Origin of the sequence: Paraburkholderia dipogonis (assembly GCF_046027395.1) — a bacterium.
Classification (GTDB): Bacteria; Pseudomonadota; Gammaproteobacteria; order Burkholderiales; family Burkholderiaceae; genus Paraburkholderia; species Paraburkholderia dipogonis_A.
Genome location: NZ_JAQQEG010000045.1, coordinates 55,936 through 77,869 on the forward strand (window position 1 = coordinate 55,936; position 21,934 = coordinate 77,869).

Genomic DNA, 21,934 nt, shown 5'->3' on the forward strand with positions numbered 1-21,934 from the left:
GGCTTCATGCCGGTGCATGAGCGCCGCTGCGAATTGCCCGGCTGTGACGATGCACTTCGTCCACCAGCTCGGCGACGTTCTCCGGCGGCGTGAACTGCGAAATGCCGTGACCGAGATTGAACACATGGCCCGGGTGATTCCCGAAGCTGTCGAGCACCGCGCGCGCTTCCATGCGGATCGAAGCCGGCGGCGCGAACAGCACCGAGGGATCGATATTGCCTTGTAGCGCCACCTTCCCGCCCACGCGCTCACGCGCCTTGCTCAGATTCACCGTCCAGTCGAGGCCGACCGCATCCACGCCGATCTCGGCGATCTCGTCGAGCCACAGGCCGCCGCCCTTCGTGAACGTGATCACCGGCACTTTTTCGCCGTCGTGGTCGCGCTTCAAATGGCTCACCACCTGCTGGATGTACTGCAACGAAAAACGTTGATAGACGCCGTCCGCCAGCGCCCCGCCCCACGTGTCGAAAATCATTACGGCTTGCGCGCCGGCTTCGATCTGCGCGTTCAGATACGCCGCGACCGCGCGCGCGTTGACGTCGAGAATGCGATGCATCAGGTCCGGACGCGCATAAAGCATCGACTTGACCGTACGGAAGTCCGCCGAACCGCCACCCTCGACCATGTAGCACGCGAGCGTCCACGGACTGCCCGAAAAGCCTATCAGCGGCACACGCTGACGGCCTTGTGCGTCGGTGAGCGCGGTGCGGATTTCGCGCACGGCATCGGTCACGTAGCGCAGCGTGGCGTCGATGTCCGGCACCGCGAGGCGCGCGACGTCGTCTTCCGTGCGTACCGGGCGGACAAACTTGGGGCCCTCACCGGTCACGAACTCGAGGCCGAGACCCATGGCGTCGGGCACGGTCAGGATGTCGGAGAACAGGATCGCGGCGTCGAGCGGATAACGCTCGAGCGGCTGCAACGTGACTTCCGTCGCGAACGCCGGGCTCTTCGCCAGACCGAGGAAACTGCCCGCGCGACCACGCGTGGCGTTGTATTCCGGCAGGTAGCGGCCAGCTTGCCGCATCAGCCAGATCGGCGTGTAGTCGGTCGGCTGGCGCAGCAGCGCGCGCAGGAAAGTGTCGTTCAGGAGTTTATGGGCCACGTTGCGTACGACTGAGGGCAAAGGGGCATTTTACCGGACCCGGCACGCCGCATCGTGCTTGATCCGGCCAATAACTGTTGTGCGCGTCGCTCGCGGCCGGTTTTCCGTGAGCCGGCGACAACGTCACGACCTGGCTGAATGGCCAATGTTCAAGCGCGAATTGCCGGGCTATTATCCGACGGACTTACCAGACAATTACATACAACCAAGGAGACTCGATGAACAAGGCAGCACTCGCACTGCTCGGCGCGCTGGCTGGGTTTTTGATGCATGCAGGCGTGGCCGGGGCACAGACCAGCGCCACTGCCGCGGCGCCCTCGCGGCTCGACGAAATCCTCGCGCGCGGCACGCTGCGCGCCTGCACGACCGGCGACTACAAGCCGTACTCGTTCTACAAGGCGGACGGCCAGTTCGAAGGCATCGATATCGACATGACGGAGTCGCTCGCCAAATCGCTCGGCGTCAAGACGGAGTACGTCAAGACGTCGTGGTCGAACCTGATGAACGACTTTGTTGCCAAGTGCGACGTCGGCGTGGGCGGCGTGTCGCCGACCCTTGAGCGGCAGAAGCGTGCGTTTTTCACCGAGGCCTACATGGTCGACGGCAAGACGCCGATTGTTCGGTGTGACGACGTCAACAAATATCAGACGGTCGCGCAGATCGACCAGCCGGCAACGCGCGTGATCGTCAATCCGGGCGGGACCAACGAACGTTTCGCGAAGCAGTACTTTCCGCATGCAAATCTGACCGTCTATCCGGATAACGTGACCATCTTCAAGCAGATCCTTGGTGGCAAGGCGGATGTGATGGTCACGGACGCGTCGGAAACCCTGCTGCAGCAAAAGCTGAATCCCGGCCTTTGCTCGGTGCATCCGGACAAGCCGTTCCAGTATGGAGAAAAGGCCTGGCTGCTGCCGCGCGGCGATGTGGCGTTCCAGCAGTACGTCGACCAGTGGTTGCACCTTGCGCGGGCGACTGGCGAATACCAAGCCATTTCGGACAAATGGCTGAAGTAGCGTAATGCGTTTTTCGGCCGCCTTGTTTTTCGGATTTCACTTTAAAGCGGCGGCGGTCGAGAAACGCCAAAAGGACCTCCTTCACGCGCCAATCATGTAACGGTGCGCGGCGCTGTTAAGCAAAAGCCGAACAATACTGTCAAATCGATAGTTAGCGAACCGGCCCTTTGCGCCCCAATTGCGCAAAGGGCCGATGTTGCAATGCAACCAGGCGACCTTATTTGGATTGTGCAAATTTGTCGGGGTAGACAAGCGCCTGTAACACGGGCGATTCCTCTTCCAAAAGATGAACGTGCAACCATTTCATGCGGAATTGACTTAACGGGTTACGCCGCATTATGCGTCGCGAATAGCATCAATCGTGCGTATGAAATTGCGAGCGAGTCATCGGTAAAAATTACGTTTCAATCGTTTCTTTTTGGCAATATATCCTGCAGCGCCTTATCTGGCGGGCGTTACAACCTGAAACACTTTGTTACCGCGCTCGTAGGTTAATTCGCCCACAATGCCCTCAACGGTTTCAACACGGATGTGGCTGGGTGCGTGGTGTGAGCGGATACGATGCACTTGCCGGTCGGCTTATGCCGAAGCCCTGTGAAGGGGCATCCCTGCTGGGGCCGTAGTCGGCGCAGGGTCGTCGTCTCAGTCGGTTCCTTCTTTGGTCTCCTCGCGCTAACCCCGTAGCGTGTGGTTTTTAGCGGGCTCCAGGCCCGCTTTTTTTTCGTCTGGCCAAACGTTTGCGCAGCACGGTAGCGCGCTGTTTCGGGCATATTCGCGGTACTTGAGCGAACTTGCGCGGCAAACGGTTTGCTCTTCTGTTTTATCTTTTGTGCCTCATTAGCTGGTCCGCCTCGCGCAATGTTTTGCCCCGCGCGGACCTGCCGCCGAGCGTCACGCCGTCTTGTCTTCCCGCAGCTTCAATTCGCTGATCATCTGCTCGCGCATGACGAACTTCTGCACCTTGCCGGTCACCGTCATGGGCAGTTCGTCGACAAAGCGGATGTACTTCGGCACCTTGTAGTGCGCAATCTGCCCTTGGCAGAACTGCTGGATTTCTTCAGCCGTCGCGTGCTCGCCCGAACGCAATACGACCCACGCGCAGACCTCTTCGCCGTACTTCGCGTCGGGCACGCCGAACACCTGCACGCTCTGGATCTTCGGGTGCCGGAACAGAAACTCCTCGATCTCGCGCGGATAGATGTTCTCGCCGCCGCGAATCAGCATGTCCTTCAGCCGGCCGACGATGTTGCAGTAGCCTTCGGCATCGAGCGTCGCCAGATCGCCGGTATGCATCCAGCCGTCGATAATGCTTTCGCGCGTCTTCGCCTCGTCGCCCCAATAGCCCTGCATCACCGAATATCCGCGCGTACACAGTTCTCCGGTTTCGCCCACCGGCACGATCTCGCCGAGCGGGTCGACAATCTTCACTTCCAGATGCGGCTGGATGCGGCCGACCGTCGTCGTGCGCTTGTCGAGCGGATCCGTGGTCGAGCTCTGGAACGAGACCGGGCTGGTTTCCGTCATGCCGTAGGCGATGGTGATTTCGCCCAGATGCATTCTGGAGACGACCTTCTTCATGGTCTCGATCGGGCAAGGCGAGCCCGCCATGATGCCCGTGCGCAAGCGCGAGAAGTCGTAGGTGCCGAAGTTCGGATGGTCGAGCTCAGCGATGAACATGGTCGGCACGCCGTGCAAAGCGGTGCACTGCTCTTCCGCGACCGCCGCCAGTGTGGCGGCCGGTTCGAAGCCTTCGCCCGGAAACACCATATTCGCGCCGACCGACACGCACGCCAGCACCGCCAGCACCATGCCGAAGCAGTGATACAGCGGCACGGGGATGCACAAGCCGTCCTGCTCGGTCAGTCGCATCGCCATCGCAATGTAGCGCGCGTTGTTCACCACGTTGCTGTGGGTCAGCGTCGCGCCCTTCGGATTGCCCGTGGTGCCGCTGGTGAACTGGATATTGATGGGCTCATGGCACGAGAGCGTGGCGCCGATGGCGTCGAGCTTCGCCACGTCGAGCGACGCGCGCCCTTGCTCGATCATGTCGGAAAAGCTCAACATGCCCGGCGTTTCCGTATCGCACATGCGAATCACGTGGCGCAATTCGGGCAACTTAGCCGCATGCAGTTCACCAGGCGCTTGCGTGGCCAGTTCGGGCGCGAGTTCCTGCAGCATTTCCAGGTACATCGACGTCTTGAAACGCTCGGCGGCGATGATCGCCTTGCAGCCGACCTTGTTCAGCGCGTACTCGAGTTCCGCGAGCCGATAGGCCGGATTGATGTTGACCAGCACGGCGCCGATGCGCGCGGTCGCAAACTGGGTCAGCAACCATTCCACGCGATTCGGCGACCAGATGCCAACGCGATCACCCTTCTCGATACCGAGCGTGAGCAACCCTGCCGCCAAAATGTCGACTTCTTCGGCGAACTCCTTCCATGTCCAGCGAATACGCTGCTCGCGAAACACCACGGCCGGACGGTCTGGAAAACGCTCCGCCGTATCGCGCAGAAACTGCCCGACCGTCGCTTCGCTCAGCGGGATATCGGTCGACCCACGGACATATGACAGTCCGTCTTCGGGTTCGATGAGTGCACCTTCGCCTGACACGTGCGTTGCCATGGTGTTGTCTCCGTGAGCTGAGCGGAAGCTCGCCTATTGAAATGAATTTGAAATCGATTGTGCCACCGGCGTGTGTCTGTCCGGCATCAAGTGTTACCCGCAGCGCATTTTCCAAACTGCCACGCCGTCAAGCCGATCGATTCGAAAACACGATTTTGCTGACCTTTCCGTAAACGTCAAGTCAGGGTCAAAAAAAAGCAGCCGCGAAGGCTGCTTTCTCTCTGATACGTATTGCTTAGTTCTGACCGCGCAGCTTGCGCAGACGCTGAATCGCCGCGAGCTGAGCCGTCGCGTACGCCAGTTCCGCTTGCGCGGTCGCGTATTCGAGGTTCGAACCCGTGTTCTGCAGCGCTTCTTCCGCCCGCTTGCGTGCATCTTCAGCCTTGGCTTCGTCGAGATCCTTGCCGCGGATAGCCGTGTCGGCGAGAACCGTCACAGCGCCCGGCTGGATTTCGAGGATGCCGCCGGCGACGAAGACAAACTCTTCCTCACCGTTTTCAGCTTCGATGCGCACCGCACCCGGACGAATCCGCGTGATGAGCGGCGTGTGGCCCGGCAGAATGCCGAGTTCACCTGCTTCGCCCGGCAGCGCGACGAACTTCGCCTGGCCCGAGAAGATCTGCTCTTCCGCGCTGACGACGTCTACCTTGATTGTTGCCATAAGTGTCGACTCCTGTGGCGACCAGAGTTGGCGCTTTAGCGCTTACTCGGGTCCCCTGCAAAGCTCGACGAGAGTTAGCGCTTTAGCGCTACTCTCGTCCCATGCAAGGCTGGGTTGAGCGTAGTAAGAGGCGCCGGGTTTGGGATTCGATACCGTGATGGTATCCCTTCCGCGCGAGACGACGGCGCCCGCTTCGTTACACCCGACCTTTACTGGATCTTCTTGGCCTTTTCGAAGGCTTCGTCGATCGTGCCGACCATGTAGAACGCTTGTTCCGGCAGATGGTCGCACTCGCCGTCGACGATCATCTTGAAGCCACGGATCGTTTCCTTCAGCGGCACGTACTTGCCCGGCGAGCCCGTGAACACTTCAGCGACGTGGAACGGCTGCGACAGGAAACGCTGGATCTTACGAGCGCGCGCCACGGCGAGCTTGTCTTCCGGCGCCAGTTCGTCCATGCCCAGAATCGCGATAATGTCGCGCAGTTCCTTGTAGCGCTGCAGCGTTTGCTGCACGCCGCGCGTGATCGCGTAGTGCTCTTCGCCGATCACGTTCGGGTCGATCTGACGCGAGGTCGAATCGAGCGGGTCGACTGCCGGGTAGATACCCAGCGAAGCGATGTCACGCGACAACACAACCGTTGCGTCCAAGTGGCCGAAAGTCGTAGCCGGCGACGGGTCGGTCAAGTCATCCGCAGGGACGTACACGGCCTGAACCGACGTGATCGAGCCGGTCTTGGTCGACGTAATACGCTCTTGCAGCTTACCCATTTCTTCAGCCAGCGTCGGCTGATAGCCCACTGCCGACGGCATACGGCCGAGCAGTGCCGACACTTCCGTGCCTGCCAGCGTGAAACGGTAGATGTTGTCGACGAAGAACAGCACGTCGAGACCTTCGTCACGGAAGTGCTCAGCCATCGTCAGACCGGTCAGCGCGACGCGCAGACGGTTGCCCGGCGGCTCGTTCATCTGGCCGTACACCAGCGCGACTTTATCGAGAACGTTCGAGTCCTTCATTTCGTGATAGAAGTCGTTCCCTTCACGAGTACGCTCGCCAACACCGGCGAACACGGAGTAACCACCGTGTTCCTTAGCGATGTTGTTGATCAGTTCCATCATGTTCACGGTCTTGCCCACGCCGGCGCCACCGAACAGGCCAACCTTACCGCCCTTAGCGAACGGGCAGATCAGATCGATAACCTTGATGCCGGTTTCGAGCAGTTCCGTCGACGGCGACAGGTCCTCGAACGCCGGGGCCTTCTGGTGAATACCGCGCACCACGTCCGAGTTGATCGGGCCGGCTTCGTCGATCGGGCGACCCAGCACGTCCATGATCCGGCCGAGGGTCGGCTTGCCGACCGGCACACTGATCGGCTTGCCGGTGTTCTTCACCGTCGTACCGCGGCGCAGACCGTCCGATGCACCCAGACAGATGGTACGGACGACGCCGTCGCCCAGCTGTTGCTGGACTTCGAGGGTCAATTCCGAACCGTCGAGAATGAGCGCGTCGTAAATCTTCGGCATGTGGTCACGCGGGAATTCCACGTCGATCACCGCGCCGATGCACTGTACGATCTTGCCTTCTACCAAAGCAGTAGTACTCATCGCTTTTCCTTTAGATACTCAATTCTTCACTCGCGCAAAGGCGCAGTTTCGGTGGGTGCGCCGCGAAGGCGCACTCGAAGCAACGTGTCTGACCTTCAAGGTCAGACTGCCGCCGCGCCACCGACGATTTCCGACAGTTCTTTCGTGATCGCGGCCTGACGGCTCTTGTTGTACACGAGTTGCAGTTCGTTGATGACCGTCTTCGCGTTGTCCGAAGCGGCCTTCATTGCGACCATTCGTGCCGACTGTTCCGATGCCATGTTTTCCGCGACGGCCTGATAGACCAGCGCTTCGACATAACGCACCAGCAGTTCGTCCACCACTGCCTGCGCATCCGGCTCGTAGATGTAGTCCCACTGCGTGCTCGGCGTCGTGCCGTCTTCTTCCTTGCGCTCGAACTGATCTGCCGACAGCGGCAGCAGTTGCTCGATCACCGGCTCCTGCTTCATCGTATTGACGAAGCGCGTGTACGCCAGGTACACCGCCGAAACCTTGCCTTCCGAGTACAGGTCGAGCTGCACCTTCACCGCGCCGATCAGCTTTTCCAGATGCGGCGTATCGCCCAGGTGCACGACATTCGACACCACCTTGGCGCGCAGACGATTCAGGAAACCCAGACCTTTGGTGCCGATCGCGGTTGCTTCGATCGTCTTGCCCTGGCCTTCCAGTTCCTTGAACTTCTGCAGCGACGCGCGCAGCACGTTGGTGTTCATGCCGCCGCACAGACCTTTGTCGGTCGTGACGAGGATGATGCCGGCCGCCTTCGCGCCTTCGTTCGACACCATGAACGGGTGACGATACTCCGGGTTCGCACGGCTCATGTGTGCAGCGATATCGCGGACCTTGTCGGCATACGGGCGAGCAGCGCGCATGCGCTCCTGAGCGCGGCGCATCTTCGATGCGGCCACCATCTCCATCGCTTTCGTGATCTTGCGCGTGTTTTGCACGCTCTTGATCTTGCCGCGAATTTCCTTCATTCCAGCCATTGCTTGCTCCTTGTCGGCCCCAGTTAGCGCTTCAGCGCTAACTCGGGTCCCATGCAAAGCGATCGAAGCAGCGCGGGTTCAGTTGCCTGCGGCCCGCGCCGCTTCAAGGTCCGTTTATGCCTTGCGGGTCACTCGCGGATCAAAAAGCGCCGGACTTCTTGAAGTCTTTGAGAGCCGTGTGCAGCAGGGCTTCGTCGTCCTTCGAGAGTTCCTTGGTGTCTTCGACGCGCTTGATCAGGTCAGCGTGCTTCGTCTTCAGGTAGTCGCGCAGGCCCTTTTCGAACGGCAGCACTTGCGCAACTTCCAGATCGTCGAGGTAGCCGTTATTCGCTGCGAACAGCGCGACAGCCAGTTCCCACACTTGCAGCGGCTGATACTGCGGCTGCTTCAGCAGTTCCGTCACGCGGCGGCCGCGCTCCAGTTGCTTGCGGGTGGCTTCGTCGAGGTCCGAGGCGAACTGCGCGAACGCAGCCAGTTCACGGTACTGCGCGAGGTCGGTACGAATACCGCCCGACAGCTTCTTCACGACCTTCGTCTGAGCCGCACCACCGACGCGCGACACCGACACGCCGGCGTTAATTGCCGGGCGGATACCTGCGTTGAAGAGGTCGGTTTCCAGGAAGATCTGGCCGTCGGTAATCGAGATCACGTTCGTCGGAACGAATGCGGTCACGTCGCCTGCTTGCGTTTCAATGACCGGCAGTGCCGTCAGCGAACCGCTCTTGCCCTTGACTTCACCGTTCGTGAACTTTTCGACGTACTCTTCCGAGACGCGAGCAGCACGCTCCAGCAAACGCGAGTGCAGATAGAACACGTCGCCCGGGTACGCTTCACGACCCGGCGGACGGCGCAGCAGCAGCGAGATCTGACGGTATGCCCAAGCCTGCTTGGTCAAATCGTCATAAACGATCAGCGCGTCTTGACCACGGTCGCGGAAGTATTCGCCCATCGTACAGCCGGCGTACGGTGCCAGATATTGCATGGCAGCCGATTCCGAAGCCGAAGCGGCCACGACGATCGTGTATTCCAGCGCACCGGTTTCTTCCAGCTTGCGCACCACGTTCATGATCGACGAAGCCTTCTGGCCGATCGCGACGTAGATACAGAAGAGGTTCTTGCCCTTCTGGTTGATGATCGCGTCGACTGCGACTGCGGTCTTGCCGCACTGACGGTCGCCAATGATCAGCTCGCGCTGGCCACGGCCAACCGGCACCATCGCGTCGATCGACTTCAGACCGGTTTGGACCGGTTCCGAAACCGACTTACGCCAGATCACGCCCGGAGCAATCTTTTCGATTGCGTCGGTTTTCTTCGCGTTGATCGGGCCCTTGCCGTCGATCGGGTTACCGAGTGCGTCGACCACGCGGCCGAGCAGTTCCGGACCCACCGGCACTTCCAGAATGCGGCCGGTGGTCTTGACCACGTCGCCTTCCGAAATGTGTTCGTACTCACCCAGAATCACGGCGCCGACCGAGTCGCGCTCGAGGTTCAGTGCGAGACCGAAGGTGTTGCCCGGGAATTCGAGCATTTCGCCCTGCATCACTTCCGACAGGCCGTGAATACGCACGATACCGTCGGTCACGGAGATCACAGTGCCCTGGTTGCGAACGTCTGCGCTCGCTTCAAGGCCCTGGATCCGGCTCTTGATCAGCTCGCTGATCTCAGAGGGATTGAGTTGCATTATTCGCTCCTGATAGTCAATTCTGTTGCGTGCCAGCCGCTTCAGCGCCTTGGGCGCTTCAGGCCGTCAGAGCCGTCTGCATGCTGGCAAGCCGCGCGCGGACCGAGGTATCGAGCACTTCGTCGCCAACCGTCACGCGCACGCCGCCGATCAACGACGAGTCGATCTCGACCGTCGGCTTCAGCTTGCGTTTGAACTTGCGTTCGAGACTTGCGACGAGGTCGTTCAACTGCGCGCCTTCGAGCGGAAATGCGCTGACGATCAGCACATCGGCCGCCCCTTCGCGGGCGTTCTTCAACTCTTCGAACTGCACAGCGATTTCCGGCAGCAATTGCAGGCGATGGTTGTCCACCAGCATTTGCACCAGATTCTTCGCTTGCGCGTTGTCCTTGAGCGGCGACTTGACCGCGGCCAGCAGCAGTTCGCTAACCTGGGCGCGGCTTACTTTCGGGCTCGAGGCGATCGACAGCACTTCGGGCAGACGCGCAACCTGTGCCAGCTCCTGCACGAGCGTGGACCAGGCGGCGATGTCACCAGCTTCGGCCACGCCAAACAGCGCTTCTGCGTACGGACGGGCGATGGTTGCAAGTTCGGCCATGATCAGAGCTCGGCTTTCAGTTGATTCAGCAGGTCAGCGTGAGCTGCCTGGTCGACTTCGCGCTTCAGGATCTGTTCAGCGCCCTTCACAGCGAGTGCAGCGACTTCGCCGCGCAGCGTTTCGCGCGCTTTCACGACTTGCTGGTCCGCGTCGGCCTTCGCTTGCGCGATGATGCGAGCGGCTTCAGCTTGTGCTTGAGCCTTGATTTCGTCAGCGACTGCCACAGCGCGCTTTTCTGCGTCAGCAATACGTTGCTGACCGTCGTTGCGTGCCTGAGCGAGTTCCTGGTCGACGCGCTTGTGAGCGGCTTCGAGTTCTGCCTTGCCCTTTTCAGCAGCCGACAAACCGTCAGCGATCTTCTTCGAGCGCTCGTCGAGGGCGTTGATCAGCGGCGGCCACACGAACTTCATCGTGAACCACGCGAGGATCAGGAACACGACCATTTGCGCAAACAGGGTTGCGTTGAGATTCACGGTGTTTCCTTAAACGTTGCTAGTTCGGAAAGTGAAACGGCAAGGCGCTCATCGATTCTGTATTCGATCAGCGCCCGAGTGCCCGTTCCGCCCTGCGCCTTTACCAGTTATAGCTCAGGCGCAAACTTCCGAGGAACCTCAGCCTGCCAGCTTCGACAGCAGCGGATTCGCGAACGCAAACAGCATTGCCACACCAACGCCAATCAGGAACGCCGCATCGATCAGACCAGCCAGCAGGAACATCTTGGTTTGCAGCGGGTTCATCAGTTCAGGCTGACGTGCACATGCTTCGATGTACTTGCCGCCCATCAGGCCGATACCGATACAGGCGCCGATTGCACCCAGGCCGATGATGATGCCGATACCGATGGCGGTCAGACCCTGGATGTTGGCGATGAAAGCTTGCATGATCACTCCTTTGTGAAAAGTCTTTTAGAACTGGTTGGAACTGGGATTTAATAAAACAAAACTAAAAACAATTCGTCGTTCGACACGCCGTGATTAGTGGCTGTCGTGTGCCTGTCCGATGTACACCAGCGTCAGCATCATGAAAATGAACGCTTGCAGCAGAACGATCAGGATGTGGAAGATTGCCCAAACCGTGCCTGCGATGACATGGCCGATAAAGCCGAGCACTGACGCGTCCGCGCCGAAACCCCACATGCTGCCGAGCAGGGCAATCAGCAGGAACAACAGCTCGCCCGCGTACATGTTGCCGAACAGCCGCATGCCGAGCGAGACCGTCTTTGCGACGAACTCGATGATGTTCAATGCAAGGTTCGGGATCCACAGCAGCGGATGCGCGCCGAACGGAGCCGACAGCAGCTCATGCACGAAGCCGCCTGCGCCCTTGATCTTGAAGTTGTAGTAAATCATCAGCGCGAACACGCCGAGCGCGATGCCGAGCGTGCCGTTCAGGTCGGCGGTCGGCACGATGCGGTGATGAGGGATGACTTCCGACAGACCCAGCCAACCGATCACGCGGCCCGGCAGGTCGACTGGGATGAAGTCGAGCGAATTCATGAGGGCAACCCAGACGAACACGGTCAACGCGAGCGGCGCGATGAACGTGCGGGTACCGTGAATCATCGACTTCGATTGATCTTCGACCATTTCAACCAGCATTTCGATCGCGCATTGGAAACGGCCCGGCACGCCGGACGTTGCCTTGCGGGCAGCGAGATGCAGGATCAAGATCGTGGCCAGACCGCAAACGATCGACCAGAAAAGGGTGTCCAGATTCCAGACGTGAATGTCGAAAATCGACGTCTGGTGCGCGGTGGAAAAGTTCTGCAAGTGGTGCGCGATGTACTCGGACGGATCCAGAGCGCGCGTGCCTTCGCTAGCTGCCATATCGTTAATGCCACCCAAATTGTCGAAAATCGTCTCAGGCCGCTCCCGCCACAATTCTGTACTGCGGGAACATGCCGGGTGCGGATCGTGTCATATCCGCACTCCTGATGCCGGCGCTGCGCGCCGGCCTGAATTTTTTGCTGCTACTTATGTTGCTGCTACCTTAGCGCCAGGCTAAGGCGATCCAGTACGTCTTGAGCGCGATGAGGTATGTCACGAGCAGCGGAACCCAGCGTACGTCGTGATACCAGAAGGCGATGGCCACAAACATCGCGATCGTTGTCCCCATCTTGAGCGCTTCACCGATCATCCAGCTCATCGCTGTTTCGGCGCCGCTCAGCGTTCTCAGTCGTGCCGCGAACAACGCGCTCGGCACCCAGCAGATCGCTCCCCCCAGGAACGCGGACAGCGCAGCAGCGCCCGGCGGCTTGTAGAACAGCCACCACACCAGCGTAGCACCCAGGGACAAAACCATTTGCGCCGCCACGACCTTGAAAGGCGTAACGCGCGATGGACGACTCACGTTGGGACCAAATAGCTTTTCAGCTTCAGCCCGCGTGAGCGGAACGATATTGTTATCTTGCTGCTCGACATCCCACGCTTCGTCAGGTGTCGCTTGCCGACCGGTGGACGCAACGGAAGCTTTGCGTTCATCGCGGTGTTCGTCGTGCCCATTCTTCGGCGCTTGATTCGACGTTTTGACCGCCATCGCAGTGTTCCGAAAGTCTTATTCCAGCCCGCGAGCTTACGCTGCGCTTACGGGGTTCCCGTGCAATTAAATCCGGGCGATTGTAAGCGATAGTTGCAGGCAATTCAAGACTTTAGCCCGTTCAATAACCAGCGTGAAAAGCCTCCTCACCATACGGGAACGCCTGATTCGCGGGGTGAAAGACGTCAAATGTAAGGCTGTCGGGGGGTGTCAAAACATGCCGTTTGAATCGGGTGAGTTTGCACTCGTCGAGAGGTCGCTTAAACGTCGTAGCAGACGTCTCGAAAATGCAACAAACGTCGATTCTTGCCTATGCAGATGGACATGGCGGACGGCGCCGGGTAGGCGCGAAATGGTGCGCTCCTATTCGTGAACTAACTGGTACGTGATGATCCACGAGAAAGGTTTTCACGAAGTATCTCGCTCGCTAGCGCCGAATGAGTGCGCTGGCGAGGTGGCGGCCAGCTTTCAGCTTTTGCGTCGGGCACGCCCTCCTCCGTGAAATTCATCCGCGCGGAGACTGTGGCCTGACTGTATCGCGACTGAGGCATAGCAGCTACGCGCGCGACAGCCGCAACCTCGCGGCCAACGAAACCCGTCGGACGGCTCGATATATGAGCAATCCTGATTATCTGGCGCGCTTTTATTTAGGAATCCATCGAACGTTGATTTGGGTCACGGATCGGTCGCAAAGTCCGATTAGCGTTCTATGCATTTGTTTTGCAAACCCGCCGCCCCAAGGCACTCACGGCGAACCCAACAGCTTGCGATCGGCATTCAGACCCATCGCAAGCCTATCAGGCGCCCTTCCCATTCGACTCGCCGATCAGGCGGTGGCATTTCCACGCAGCCGGACCAGAATGCCTTCCAGCGCGTCCAGATCACCGAAATCCACCAGCACCTGCCCGCGCCCGCGTCGGCCGAGCTTGATCTTGACCGTCGCCGCCAGCAAATCCGACAATTCTTCTTCGAGCCGCCGCGTATCGCGACCACCATCGGGATTCGCACGCGCCTTCACCGCTGGTGCAGCCTTGGTGGTCGCCGTCACCAGCTTTTCGGTTTCGCGCACCGACATGCGCTTGTTGACGACCTGGTTAGCCAACGTGATCTGGGTCGCGGCGTCGACGGCCAGCAGCGCGCGAGCATGCCCCATGTCCAGATCGCCGGCCAGCAGCATCGTCTGTACGGGCGACGCGAGGTTGAGCAAACGCAGCAGATTCGATACCGCACTACGTGAACGGCCCACCGACTCCGCCGCCTGTTCGTGCGTGAAATTGAACTCGTCGAGCAAGCGCTGGATGCCCTGCGCCTCTTCCAGCGGATTCAAATCCTCACGCTGAATGTTCTCGATCAGCGCCATCGCGGCGGCGGCCTGGTCCGGCACGTTCTTTACCAGCACCGGCACTTCGTCGAGACCCGCGAGACGCGCCGCGCGAAACCGCCGCTCGCCGGCGATGATCTCGTACTTGTCCGCCGAGACAGGACGCACGAGGATCGGCTGCATCACCCCCTGTGCACGGATGCTGGCCGCCAGTTCCTGCAATGCGCCCTCGTCCATACGCGTGCGCGGCTGATACTTGCCCGCCTGCATCTTGCTGAGCGGCAGCACGTTCGGCGCACCCTCGATCGTCACCGCCTCCGTAATGTCAGCTGTGCCACCCAGCAATGCTTCCAGGCCGCGGCCCAATCCCTTCTTTCTCGCTACTGCGTTCATCGTGCTTCCTCGATCCGCTTAGGATGCCTGGGGCGCGTCATTCAATGCGCGCACCCGCTCAATCATTTCCGCGCCGAACTGCACGTACGCCTGCGCGCCGCGCGATGCCCTGTCGAACACCACGCCCGGCAAACCATAGCTGGGTGCTTCGGCAAGACGCACGTTGCGCGGGATCACCACGTCGAACACCTTATCGCCGAAATGCTCTTTCAGCTGATCCGAGACCTGCTGTTGCAACGTAATGCGCGGATCGAACATCACGCGCAGCAGGCCGATTACTTTCAGGTCGCGGTTCAGGTTCGCGTGCACCTGTTTGATCGTGTTGACCAGATCGGATAAGCCCTCGAGCGCGAAGTACTCGCACTGCATCGGAATCACGACGCCGTGTGCGGCGCACAGGCCGTTGAGCGTCAGCAGCGACAAAGCCGGGGGGCAGTCGATCAGCACAAAGTCATATTCGTTTTCGACCGTCGCGAGTGCGACCTTCAATTGACGCTCGCGGTTCTGCACGCTGACCAATTCGACTTCGGCACCGGCGAGTTCGCGGTTCGCGGGTAGCACGTCATATCCGACGGCCTCCGGCCGCACTCGCGCATCGGCCACCGCGACGCCGTCCACCAGGACTTCGTAAACGGTGTTTGCGCATGCGGCCTTATCGATGCCGCTGCCCATCGTGGCATTGCCCTGCGGGTCCAGGTCGATGAGTAGGACTCGCTGTCCCTGCGCTGCCAAGCTCGCGGCCAGATTGACTGTGGTCGTCGTCTTGCCGACGCCGCCCTTCTGGTTCGCAACGCAGAAGATTTTTGCCATCGTTGGTGTGTCCCTTTTGCAGCTTGGATGAAGTAAAAATCGTGAGTGATGCAGGTGCAGAGGTGCGGAGGTGCAGCCAGCTCGAGCCAGCCTCTAGCCCACTAGTTGCCGGCATCCACCAAAACCTTGATCAAATGCCGCTCGGCGTCGAGCAACGGCACGTTCAGCCGAATAATCTGTTCCACGTGGGCACCCGCCGGTAACCGTTCGGTCTCGCCGTCCGGCCGCACTCCTTTCATGGCCCAGATCGCACCCTGCTCCGCAACCAGATGACGGGCCAGTGTAACGAAATCCGCGAGCTCTGCGAATGCACGCGAGACAATTACGTCGAACTTTGCCGGTACTTCGGCGCCTGGCTGCAAAGTCTCGACGCGCCCGGTCACCACCGAGAGATTCGCAAGGCCGAGTTCGGCCTTGGCCTGCGCCTGGAAAGCCGTCTTTTTATGAACAATGTCGTTCACGGTGACGGTCCATTCCGGCAAAACGATCGCCAGCACGATGCCCGGCAGGCCACCGCCGGAACCGACATCGAGCACCGAGGACGGCCCGCGCGGAGCCAGGTGCGGCACGATCGAAAGCGAATCCAGAATGTGCTGAATCAGCATCTGCCGCGGATCGCGGATGGCAGTGAGGTTGTAGACGGCATTCCACTTCGACAACAACGCGACGTAGTCGAGCAGCTTGCCGAGCTGCGCTTCGCTCAAGTCGAGGCCGAGTTCGCGAACACCGTCCTCAAGCAACGGCGCCAATGCCTCCCTACCGCTTCCCTTCTGGCTCACCGTCATTGCGTCACCGGCGTGCTGTCGGTGCCGGGCTCGGCGGGTTTCGTCGGGCGACGACCCAAGCCGCGCTTCAGATGGACCATGAGCAAGGAGATCGCCGCCGGCGTAATTCCCGAAATGCGCGACGCCTGGCCAATGGTTTCCGGGCGGAATTGCGTCAGCTTCTGGCGAGCTTCGAACGACAGCCCTCGGACTTCCGCGTAATCCAGTCCATCGGGCAGACGCGCGCTTTCGTGCGCCTCGTTTCGTTCGATTTCGCCGGCTTGGCGGTCGATATAGCCCTGATATTTAATACCGATCTCGATCTGTTCCTTGATCTGGGCGAGCAGCACGTCGTCTTCTGCCAAGGTTTCAGGCGCGGCACATGCGCCGGCACGCAACCCGCAAACCCCGTCGTACGAGACACCCGGGCGACGCAGTAGATCCGCCAGGCTGTATTCGTGGTCAATCGGCTTGCCGAGCAACGCCGTCGCTTCGTCAGCCGGTAATGTCTTAGGATTGACCCAAGTCGTGCGAAGACGCTCTGTTTCACGTGAAACAGCGTCGCGCTTGCGGCTGAAAGCGTCCCAACGGATGTCGTCAACCACGCCCAACTCGCGGCCAATCTCGGTGAGACGCATATCGGCGTTGTCTTCACGCAGGCTCAGGCGGTATTCAGCACGGCTTGTGAACATGCGATACGGCTCGGACACACCGCGCGTCACCAGATCGTCGACCAGGACACCGAGGTAAGCCTGATCGCGGCGCGGGCACCAAGCTTCCTTGCCTTGTACATACAGACCCGCGTTGATCCCCGCCAGTAGACCCTGCGCCGCCGCCTCTTCGTAGCCGGTCGTGCCGTTGATCTGACCCGCGAAGAACAGCCCATTGATCACCTTGGTTTCCAGCGACGCCTTCAGCCCGCGCGGATCGAAGTAGTCATACTCGATCGCATAGCCCGGCCGCAGGATGTGCGCGTGCTCCAAGCCGCGCATCGAGCGCACCAGCTCCAGTTGCACATCGAACGGCAGGCTCGTGGAAATTCCGTTGGGGTAGAACTCATTGGTCGTCAGCCCTTCTGGTTCGAGAAAGATCTGGTGCGATTCCTTGGACGCGAATCGGTGAATCTTGTCCTCGATCGACGGGCAATAGCGCGGCCCTACTCCTTCGATCACGCCGGTGTACATCGGCGAACGGTCGAGACCGCCGCGGATGATGTCATGCGTGCGCTCATTCGTATGCGTTACCCAGCACGGCACTTGCCGCGGATGCTGCTCGACGTGCCCGAGAAACGAGAACACTGGCACCGGATCCAGATCGCCCGGCTGCTCTTCGAGTTGCGAGAAATCGATCGTTCGGCCGTCGATACGGGGCGGCGTCCCTGTCTTCAGGCGACCTTGCGGCAGCTTCAATTCCTTGAGGCGTGCGGATAGCGACACCGCCGCCGGATCGCCGGCGCGGCCGCCCGTGTAGTTGTTCAGGCCCACGTGAATCTTACCGTCGAGGAATGTCCCCGCCGTCAGAACCACAGCGCGCGCGCGGAAGCTAATACCTACTTGGGTGACAGCGCCGACGACACGGTCGCCTTCCACGATCAGATCGTCGACTGCTTGCTGAAACAGCCACAGGTTCGGCTGATTCTCCAGCCGATGCCGGATCGCCTGCTTGTACAGCAAACGATCAGCCTGGGCGCGCGTCGCGCGAACGGCCGGACCCTTTGACGAATTCAGAATACGGAACTGGATGCCGCCCTCGTCCGTCGCGGCCGCCATTGCACCGCCAAGCGCGTCGACTTCCTTCACCAGATGACCCTTGCCAATGCCGCCAATCGACGGATTGCAGCTCATCTGGCCGAGGGTTTCAATGTTGTGAGTCAGCAGGAGCGTCGTATTGCCCATGCGCGCCGAAGCCAAAGCGGCTTCGGTGCCAGCATGACCGCCGCCGACGACGATTACGTCAAATTCTGTGGGAAAGAGCATCGCGAGATCTCACGCCAGATCGTCGCGTGAGCCTTCAAAAGAAAAGTATGGGCGAATTATAACGGGTTCGGTTTAGGCCCGAATTTCGTCCCAATGGCCAATCCATAAAAAAACGGTGTGTTTCACGTGAAACACACCGCTTTGAACAACGGGAAACAGCAACCAGTCTGAGCGCTAAGCCACTTTCTTGGCCAGCCCAAGGTAGGTTTCGATCACACGCGGATTCTGCGCCAAGTCGGCCGCCGGTCCTTCCAGCGCCAGTTCGCCGGTTTCCAACACATAACCAAAGTCGGAGATTTGCAACGCGGCGCGCGCATTCTGCTCGATCAGCAACGTGGCGACGCCGGTCTGCCGCAACGCGCTAATGATGTGGAAAATTTCTTTCACGATCAACGGCGCAAGACCGAGACTCGGCTCGTCCAGCATCAGTAGATCTGGCTTCCCCATCAGCGCCCGGCCCACTGCGAGCATCTGCCGCTCGCCACCGGATAAGGTTCCGGCAGCCTGCTTGCGCCGCTCCTTCAGCCGCGGAAACAACGTAAAGACCGGCTCGAGCTGGTCAAGGAAGTTCCGCTCCCCTGCCCGCTTGCGCCGATAAGCGCCAAGGACGAGGTTGTCTTCCACCGTCATCGACGCGAATAGCTCGCGCTTTTCCGGCACCAGGCACATCCCGCGCGCGACACGCTTTTCGACCGGCACCGCGCTCACATCTTCACCTTGATACAGAACGGCGCCCTTCGCGTGGCCCGTGGTCGGCAACGCGCCCATGATCGCGTTCAGCAGCGTGGACTTTCCCGCGCCGTTCGGGCCGATCACCGAGACGATCTGCCCGGGCCGCACTTTGATCGCCGCGCCGTGCAGCGCCTCGACCTTGCCATAGCGGACCGACAAACCGTCCACGTCGAGAATCGGGCCAGCAGCATTCATCGTGTTCTCCATCACTCCACCCCACCGAGATACGCTTCCAGGACAGCCGGGTCTTGTTGTACCTCTTGCGGCAAACCTTCCGCGATCCGGGTTCCGAATTCCATGACCACCAGCCGGTCGGTGAGGTTCATCACGAAATCCATATCGTGCTCCACCAGCAACACGCTCATGCCTTCCGCTTTAAGGCGACGCAGCAGGTCGGCCAGTTGCAGCTTTTCCTGATAGCGCAGACCGGCGGCCGGTTCATCCAGCAACAATAGCGTCGGGTCGCAGCACAACGCGCGAGCGATTTCGAGAATCCGCTGTTGACCCAGCGCGAGGCTGCCAGCTTCGTCGTACATGTGTTGCTCGAGGCCGACTCGACGAATCTGACGTGCCGCCTCCGCCATCAACCGCGCTTCCTCCGCGCTGTTCAGGCGCACGACGCTGCGCCACACGCCGGCCTGCCCGCGCAGATGCGCGCCGATCGCGACGTTCTCGAGCACCGTCATCCCCGGCAACAGCTTGACGTGCTGGAACGTGCGGCCGATTCCACGCTTGACGATTTCACGTGAACTCAGCGAATCGATACGCTCACCGCGGAACGTGATCTCACCGCTAGTCGCCTGGAGCACGCCGGTCACCAGATTGAACGTGGTCGACTTGCCGGCGCCGTTCGGGCCGATCAGACCGATGATCTGCCCTGCTTTCACCTCGAAGCTGACATCGTTCACAGCAACCAGACCGCCGAATTGCTTGCGCGCCTTGTTCACCGTCAGCAGGTCTTCACCGGCCGCTGGTTTGCTGCGCTGCGGCAACGGTTCGGCGTGATCGGCCAAATGGGCGCGCGGACCCTTCGGGAAAAACCGCGCGACGAATGGCCAAACGCCTTGGCGGGCGTATTGCAGCAATAGCACCATCAAGATGCCGAACACGATCACTTCGAAGTTGCCGTTCTCGCCGAGCAGCTTGGGCAGCAAAGTCTGCAGATAGTCTTGCAGCACGGTCAGGATCGCAGCGCCGAGGACCGCGCCCCAGACGTGAGAAACGCCGCCAACCACGGCCATGAACAGAAACTCGATGCCGTGGTTCAGACCGAACGGCGTCGGGTTCACGGCGCGCTGCAGATGCGCGTACAGAAAACCCGAAACCGACGCCAGCACCGCCGCATACACGAAGATCACCACGCGCATCCAGCCAGTGTTGACGCCCATCGCCTCGGCCATCATGCCGCCGCCGCGCAGCGCGCGGATCGCCCGCCCCGGCCGGCTATTAAGCAGGTTCTGAACTGAAATCACCGCACCGAGCACGACCAGCCAGATCAAGTAATAGATATGGCGGCCCGATTCCAGGTTGATGCCGAACACATTCAGCACCGGAATCCCGTTGATGCCGTCGTACTTGCCGAGCATGTCGAGATTGCCGAACAGGTAGAACAGCGCGAGTCCCCATGCGATCGTGCCGAGCGGCAGAAAGTGGCCCGACAAACGCATCGTCACGAGTCCGAGCATCAGCGCGATCAACGCCGTCACCACCACGCCCGCGATCAGTGCGAGCCACGGCGAGACGCCGTACCGCGTCGTCAGATACGCGGTCGCATAAGCGCCGATACCGACAAACGCCGCCTGCCCGAAGCTCGTCATCCCGCCGATACCGGTTAGCAGCACGAGCCCGATCGCCACGATCGAATACAGACCGATGTAGTTGAGCAGCGTTACCCAGTACTCAGGCACGTGAATCGGTTGCGGCAACACCGGCAGCGCGAACAGCACCACGAGGAACAACCAGAAAAACTTGTTTTGCATGATCCGTTTCATCGCGTCACTCCTCTTCCTCTTCGGCGTGCGGGCTGGCAAGACTTCGCCAGAGCAACACGGGGATGATCAGCGTGAACACGATCACTTCCTTATAAGCGCTCGCCCAGAACGACGAATACGACTCCAGCAGGCCAACCAGGATCGAGCCCGCGGCCGCCAGCGGATAGCTGACGAGGCCGCCGATGATCGCCCCCACGAAGCCCTTCAAACCGATCAGGAAGCCCGAGTCGTAGTAGATGGTGGTCAAGGGCGCGACGAGGATGCCGCACAGCGCGCCGAGGCCCGCGGCCAACGTAAATGCTAGGCGCCCCGCTTGCGTCGTGCCGATGCCGACGAGCCGCGCGCCGAGCCGGTTCACCGACGTCGCACGCAACGCCTTACCCGAGATCGAGCGGTCGAAGTACAGATAAAGCGCGCCGATCAGCACAACCGCGGTGCCAACCACCCACAAGCTCTGCCCGGAAATCGTCAGCGTGCCGATGTTGAAGGTCGCATCGGAAAACGCGGTGGTGCGTGAACCTTCCGCACCGAACATCACGAGACCCAGGCCGACCATGGCGAAGTGCACCGCCACGGCCACGATCAACAGCAGCAGCGTGGTCGCTTCCGCGATCGGCTCATACGCGAGCCGGTACACGTACGGTCCCATCGGAATCACGATCAGCAGCGTCAATGCGATCTGCGCGATCATCGGCAGCGTATGCATGAAAACACCTTGCGTGAGCGCGTAGACCGCGATCGGAAACAGCAGATATTTGCCGACCAGCATGACCAGCGTACGCGCCGCATGCCGGCGCCGTTCGGGATGCCGCACCAGCCCCGCTATCTCGACGACAAAGCAGGCCGCGCCCATCGCCATCAGCAACCAGCAGGTGGCCGGAAATTTCTGTGTCTGTAGCGCGGCGAGCGTCAACGCGCCGTACGAAACAAACTCCCCCTGCGGGATGAAGATCACCCGCGTCACGGAGAACACCAGCACCAGCGCGAGCGCGAGCAGCGCGTAGATCGCGCCGGTGGTGATGCCGTCCTGCGCGAGGATCGCCGCAATTGATAGATCCATACTTCCTCGTCCTGAAGCGTCGAAATCGAAACTGGGAAACCGTCGTGGCGGCAGAACTCGCGGCCGTCCACCGACCCGC

Annotated in this window: 19 protein-coding genes; 1 reads left to right on the forward strand and 18 read right to left on the reverse strand. The window is 60.5% G+C overall.

Annotated features, from left to right (window positions below; all coding sequences use genetic code 11):
* Positions 1 to 4: 4 nt before the first annotated feature.
* Positions 5 to 1,105 (reverse strand): uroporphyrinogen decarboxylase, encoded by a 1,101-nt coding sequence (gene hemE / locus PQR32_RS34620; protein ID WP_408238076.1) that lies wholly within the window; start codon positions 1,103 to 1,105, stop codon positions 5 to 7.
* Between the two features lie 218 nt (positions 1,106 to 1,323).
* Here hemE and PQR32_RS34625 point away from each other — a divergent pair, with 218 nt between their 5' ends.
* Positions 1,324 to 2,121: a transporter substrate-binding domain-containing protein gene (locus PQR32_RS34625; protein WP_408238079.1), complete on the forward strand. Its 798-nt coding sequence runs from the start codon at positions 1,324 to 1,326 to the stop codon at positions 2,119 to 2,121.
* Between the two features lie 891 nt (positions 2,122 to 3,012).
* Here PQR32_RS34625 and PQR32_RS34630 read toward each other — a convergent pair.
* From PQR32_RS34630 to PQR32_RS34710, 17 genes are all read right to left on the reverse strand, one after another.
* Positions 3,013 to 4,743, reverse strand: a complete 1,731-nt coding sequence (locus tag PQR32_RS34630) for an AMP-binding protein (protein ID WP_408238082.1) — start codon at positions 4,741 to 4,743, stop codon at positions 3,013 to 3,015.
* A gap of 235 nt (positions 4,744 to 4,978) precedes the next feature.
* A complete protein-coding gene (locus PQR32_RS34635) occupies positions 4,979 to 5,404 on the reverse strand; it encodes a F0F1 ATP synthase subunit epsilon (RefSeq protein WP_012434800.1) in 426 nt (141 codons plus the stop codon).
* A 209-nt stretch (positions 5,405 to 5,613) separates the two neighbouring features.
* Positions 5,614 to 7,008: a F0F1 ATP synthase subunit beta gene (gene atpD / locus PQR32_RS34640; RefSeq protein ID WP_408238085.1), complete on the reverse strand. Its 1,395-nt coding sequence runs from the start codon at positions 7,006 to 7,008 to the stop codon at positions 5,614 to 5,616.
* Between the two features lie 101 nt (positions 7,009 to 7,109).
* Complete coding sequence (gene atpG, locus PQR32_RS34645; protein WP_106284868.1) at positions 7,110 to 7,994, reverse strand: F0F1 ATP synthase subunit gamma; 885 nt, start codon at positions 7,992 to 7,994, stop codon at positions 7,110 to 7,112.
* A 139-nt stretch (positions 7,995 to 8,133) separates the two neighbouring features.
* Complete coding sequence (atpA, locus tag PQR32_RS34650; RefSeq protein ID WP_408238089.1) at positions 8,134 to 9,675, reverse strand: F0F1 ATP synthase subunit alpha; 1,542 nt, start codon at positions 9,673 to 9,675, stop codon at positions 8,134 to 8,136.
* A gap of 58 nt (positions 9,676 to 9,733) precedes the next feature.
* Entirely contained in the window at positions 9,734 to 10,273 is a 540-nt protein-coding gene (locus tag PQR32_RS34655; protein ID WP_006050846.1) for a F0F1 ATP synthase subunit delta, read from the reverse strand.
* Positions 10,274 to 10,275: 2 nt separating this feature from the next.
* Positions 10,276 to 10,746, reverse strand: a complete 471-nt coding sequence (locus PQR32_RS34660; RefSeq protein ID WP_106284870.1) for a F0F1 ATP synthase subunit B — start codon at positions 10,744 to 10,746, stop codon at positions 10,276 to 10,278.
* A gap of 138 nt (positions 10,747 to 10,884) precedes the next feature.
* On the reverse strand, positions 10,885 to 11,154 hold the full coding sequence (gene atpE / locus PQR32_RS34665; protein ID WP_007180033.1) for a F0F1 ATP synthase subunit C: 270 nt from the start codon (positions 11,152 to 11,154) through the stop codon (positions 10,885 to 10,887).
* Positions 11,155 to 11,247: 93 nt separating this feature from the next.
* Positions 11,248 to 12,099 (reverse strand): F0F1 ATP synthase subunit A, encoded by an 852-nt coding sequence (atpB, locus tag PQR32_RS34670; protein WP_106284871.1) that lies wholly within the window; start codon positions 12,097 to 12,099, stop codon positions 11,248 to 11,250.
* 163 nt (positions 12,100 to 12,262) lie between these two features.
* Positions 12,263 to 12,808 (reverse strand): ATP synthase subunit I, encoded by a 546-nt coding sequence (locus tag PQR32_RS34675; protein ID WP_408238094.1) that lies wholly within the window; start codon positions 12,806 to 12,808, stop codon positions 12,263 to 12,265.
* A gap of 826 nt (positions 12,809 to 13,634) precedes the next feature.
* A complete protein-coding gene (locus tag PQR32_RS34680; RefSeq protein ID WP_408238097.1) occupies positions 13,635 to 14,522 on the reverse strand; it encodes a ParB/RepB/Spo0J family partition protein in 888 nt (295 codons plus the stop codon).
* A gap of 18 nt (positions 14,523 to 14,540) precedes the next feature.
* Complete coding sequence (locus PQR32_RS34685) at positions 14,541 to 15,332, reverse strand: ParA family protein (RefSeq protein WP_408238100.1); 792 nt, start codon at positions 15,330 to 15,332, stop codon at positions 14,541 to 14,543.
* A 101-nt stretch (positions 15,333 to 15,433) separates the two neighbouring features.
* Positions 15,434 to 16,117: a 16S rRNA (guanine(527)-N(7))-methyltransferase RsmG gene (gene rsmG, locus PQR32_RS34690; RefSeq protein ID WP_408238103.1), complete on the reverse strand. Its 684-nt coding sequence runs from the start codon at positions 16,115 to 16,117 to the stop codon at positions 15,434 to 15,436.
* A complete protein-coding gene (gene mnmG / locus PQR32_RS34695; protein ID WP_408238106.1) occupies positions 16,114 to 18,072 on the reverse strand; it encodes a tRNA uridine-5-carboxymethylaminomethyl(34) synthesis enzyme MnmG in 1,959 nt (652 codons plus the stop codon). The genes rsmG and mnmG overlap by 4 nt, the downstream gene beginning before the upstream one ends.
* A gap of 174 nt (positions 18,073 to 18,246) precedes the next feature.
* Positions 18,247 to 18,999: an ABC transporter ATP-binding protein gene (locus PQR32_RS34700; RefSeq protein WP_408238109.1), complete on the reverse strand. Its 753-nt coding sequence runs from the start codon at positions 18,997 to 18,999 to the stop codon at positions 18,247 to 18,249.
* An 11-nt stretch (positions 19,000 to 19,010) separates the two neighbouring features.
* Positions 19,011 to 20,795 carry a branched-chain amino acid ABC transporter ATP-binding protein/permease gene (locus PQR32_RS34705; RefSeq protein ID WP_408238112.1) on the reverse strand — a complete coding sequence of 595 codons (1,785 nt, stop codon included), beginning with the start codon at positions 20,793 to 20,795 and terminating at the stop codon, positions 19,011 to 19,013.
* Positions 20,796 to 20,799: 4 nt separating this feature from the next.
* Complete coding sequence (locus tag PQR32_RS34710; RefSeq protein WP_012434813.1) at positions 20,800 to 21,855, reverse strand: branched-chain amino acid ABC transporter permease; 1,056 nt, start codon at positions 21,853 to 21,855, stop codon at positions 20,800 to 20,802.
* Positions 21,856 to 21,934: the final 79 nt, after the last annotated feature.

Coding starts and splice junctions, on each gene's coding strand:
- PQR32_RS34625 (WP_408238079.1), top strand. CDS start 1,324: ATGAACAAGGCAGCACTCGCACTGCTCGGCGCGCTGGCTGGGTTTTTG.
- PQR32_RS34630 (WP_408238082.1), bottom strand. CDS start 4,743: ATGGCAACGCACGTGTCAGGCGAAGGTGCACTCATCGAACCCGAAGAC.
- PQR32_RS34635 (WP_012434800.1), bottom strand. CDS start 5,404: ATGGCAACAATCAAGGTAGACGTCGTCAGCGCGGAAGAGCAGATCTTC.
- atpD (WP_408238085.1), bottom strand. CDS start 7,008: ATGAGTACTACTGCTTTGGTAGAAGGCAAGATCGTACAGTGCATCGGC.
- atpG (WP_106284868.1), bottom strand. CDS start 7,994: ATGGCTGGAATGAAGGAAATTCGCGGCAAGATCAAGAGCGTGCAAAAC.
- atpA (WP_408238089.1), bottom strand. CDS start 9,675: ATGCAACTCAATCCCTCTGAGATCAGCGAGCTGATCAAGAGCCGGATC.
- PQR32_RS34655 (WP_006050846.1), bottom strand. CDS start 10,273: ATGGCCGAACTTGCAACCATCGCCCGTCCGTACGCAGAAGCGCTGTTT.
- atpE (WP_007180033.1), bottom strand. CDS start 11,154: ATGCAAGCTTTCATCGCCAACATCCAGGGTCTGACCGCCATCGGTATC.
- atpB (WP_106284871.1), bottom strand. CDS start 12,099: ATGGCAGCTAGCGAAGGCACGCGCGCTCTGGATCCGTCCGAGTACATC.
- PQR32_RS34675 (WP_408238094.1), bottom strand. CDS start 12,808: ATGGCGGTCAAAACGTCGAATCAAGCGCCGAAGAATGGGCACGACGAA.
- PQR32_RS34680 (WP_408238097.1), bottom strand. CDS start 14,522: ATGAACGCAGTAGCGAGAAAGAAGGGATTGGGCCGCGGCCTGGAAGCA.
- PQR32_RS34685 (WP_408238100.1), bottom strand. CDS start 15,332: ATGGCAAAAATCTTCTGCGTTGCGAACCAGAAGGGCGGCGTCGGCAAG.
- rsmG (WP_408238103.1), bottom strand. CDS start 16,117: ATGACGGTGAGCCAGAAGGGAAGCGGTAGGGAGGCATTGGCGCCGTTG.
- mnmG (WP_408238106.1), bottom strand. CDS start 18,072: ATGCTCTTTCCCACAGAATTTGACGTAATCGTCGTCGGCGGCGGTCAT.
- PQR32_RS34700 (WP_408238109.1), bottom strand. CDS start 18,999: ATGAATGCTGCTGGCCCGATTCTCGACGTGGACGGTTTGTCGGTCCGC.
- PQR32_RS34705 (WP_408238112.1), bottom strand. CDS start 20,795: ATGAAACGGATCATGCAAAACAAGTTTTTCTGGTTGTTCCTCGTGGTG.
- PQR32_RS34710 (WP_012434813.1), bottom strand. CDS start 21,855: ATGGATCTATCAATTGCGGCGATCCTCGCGCAGGACGGCATCACCACC.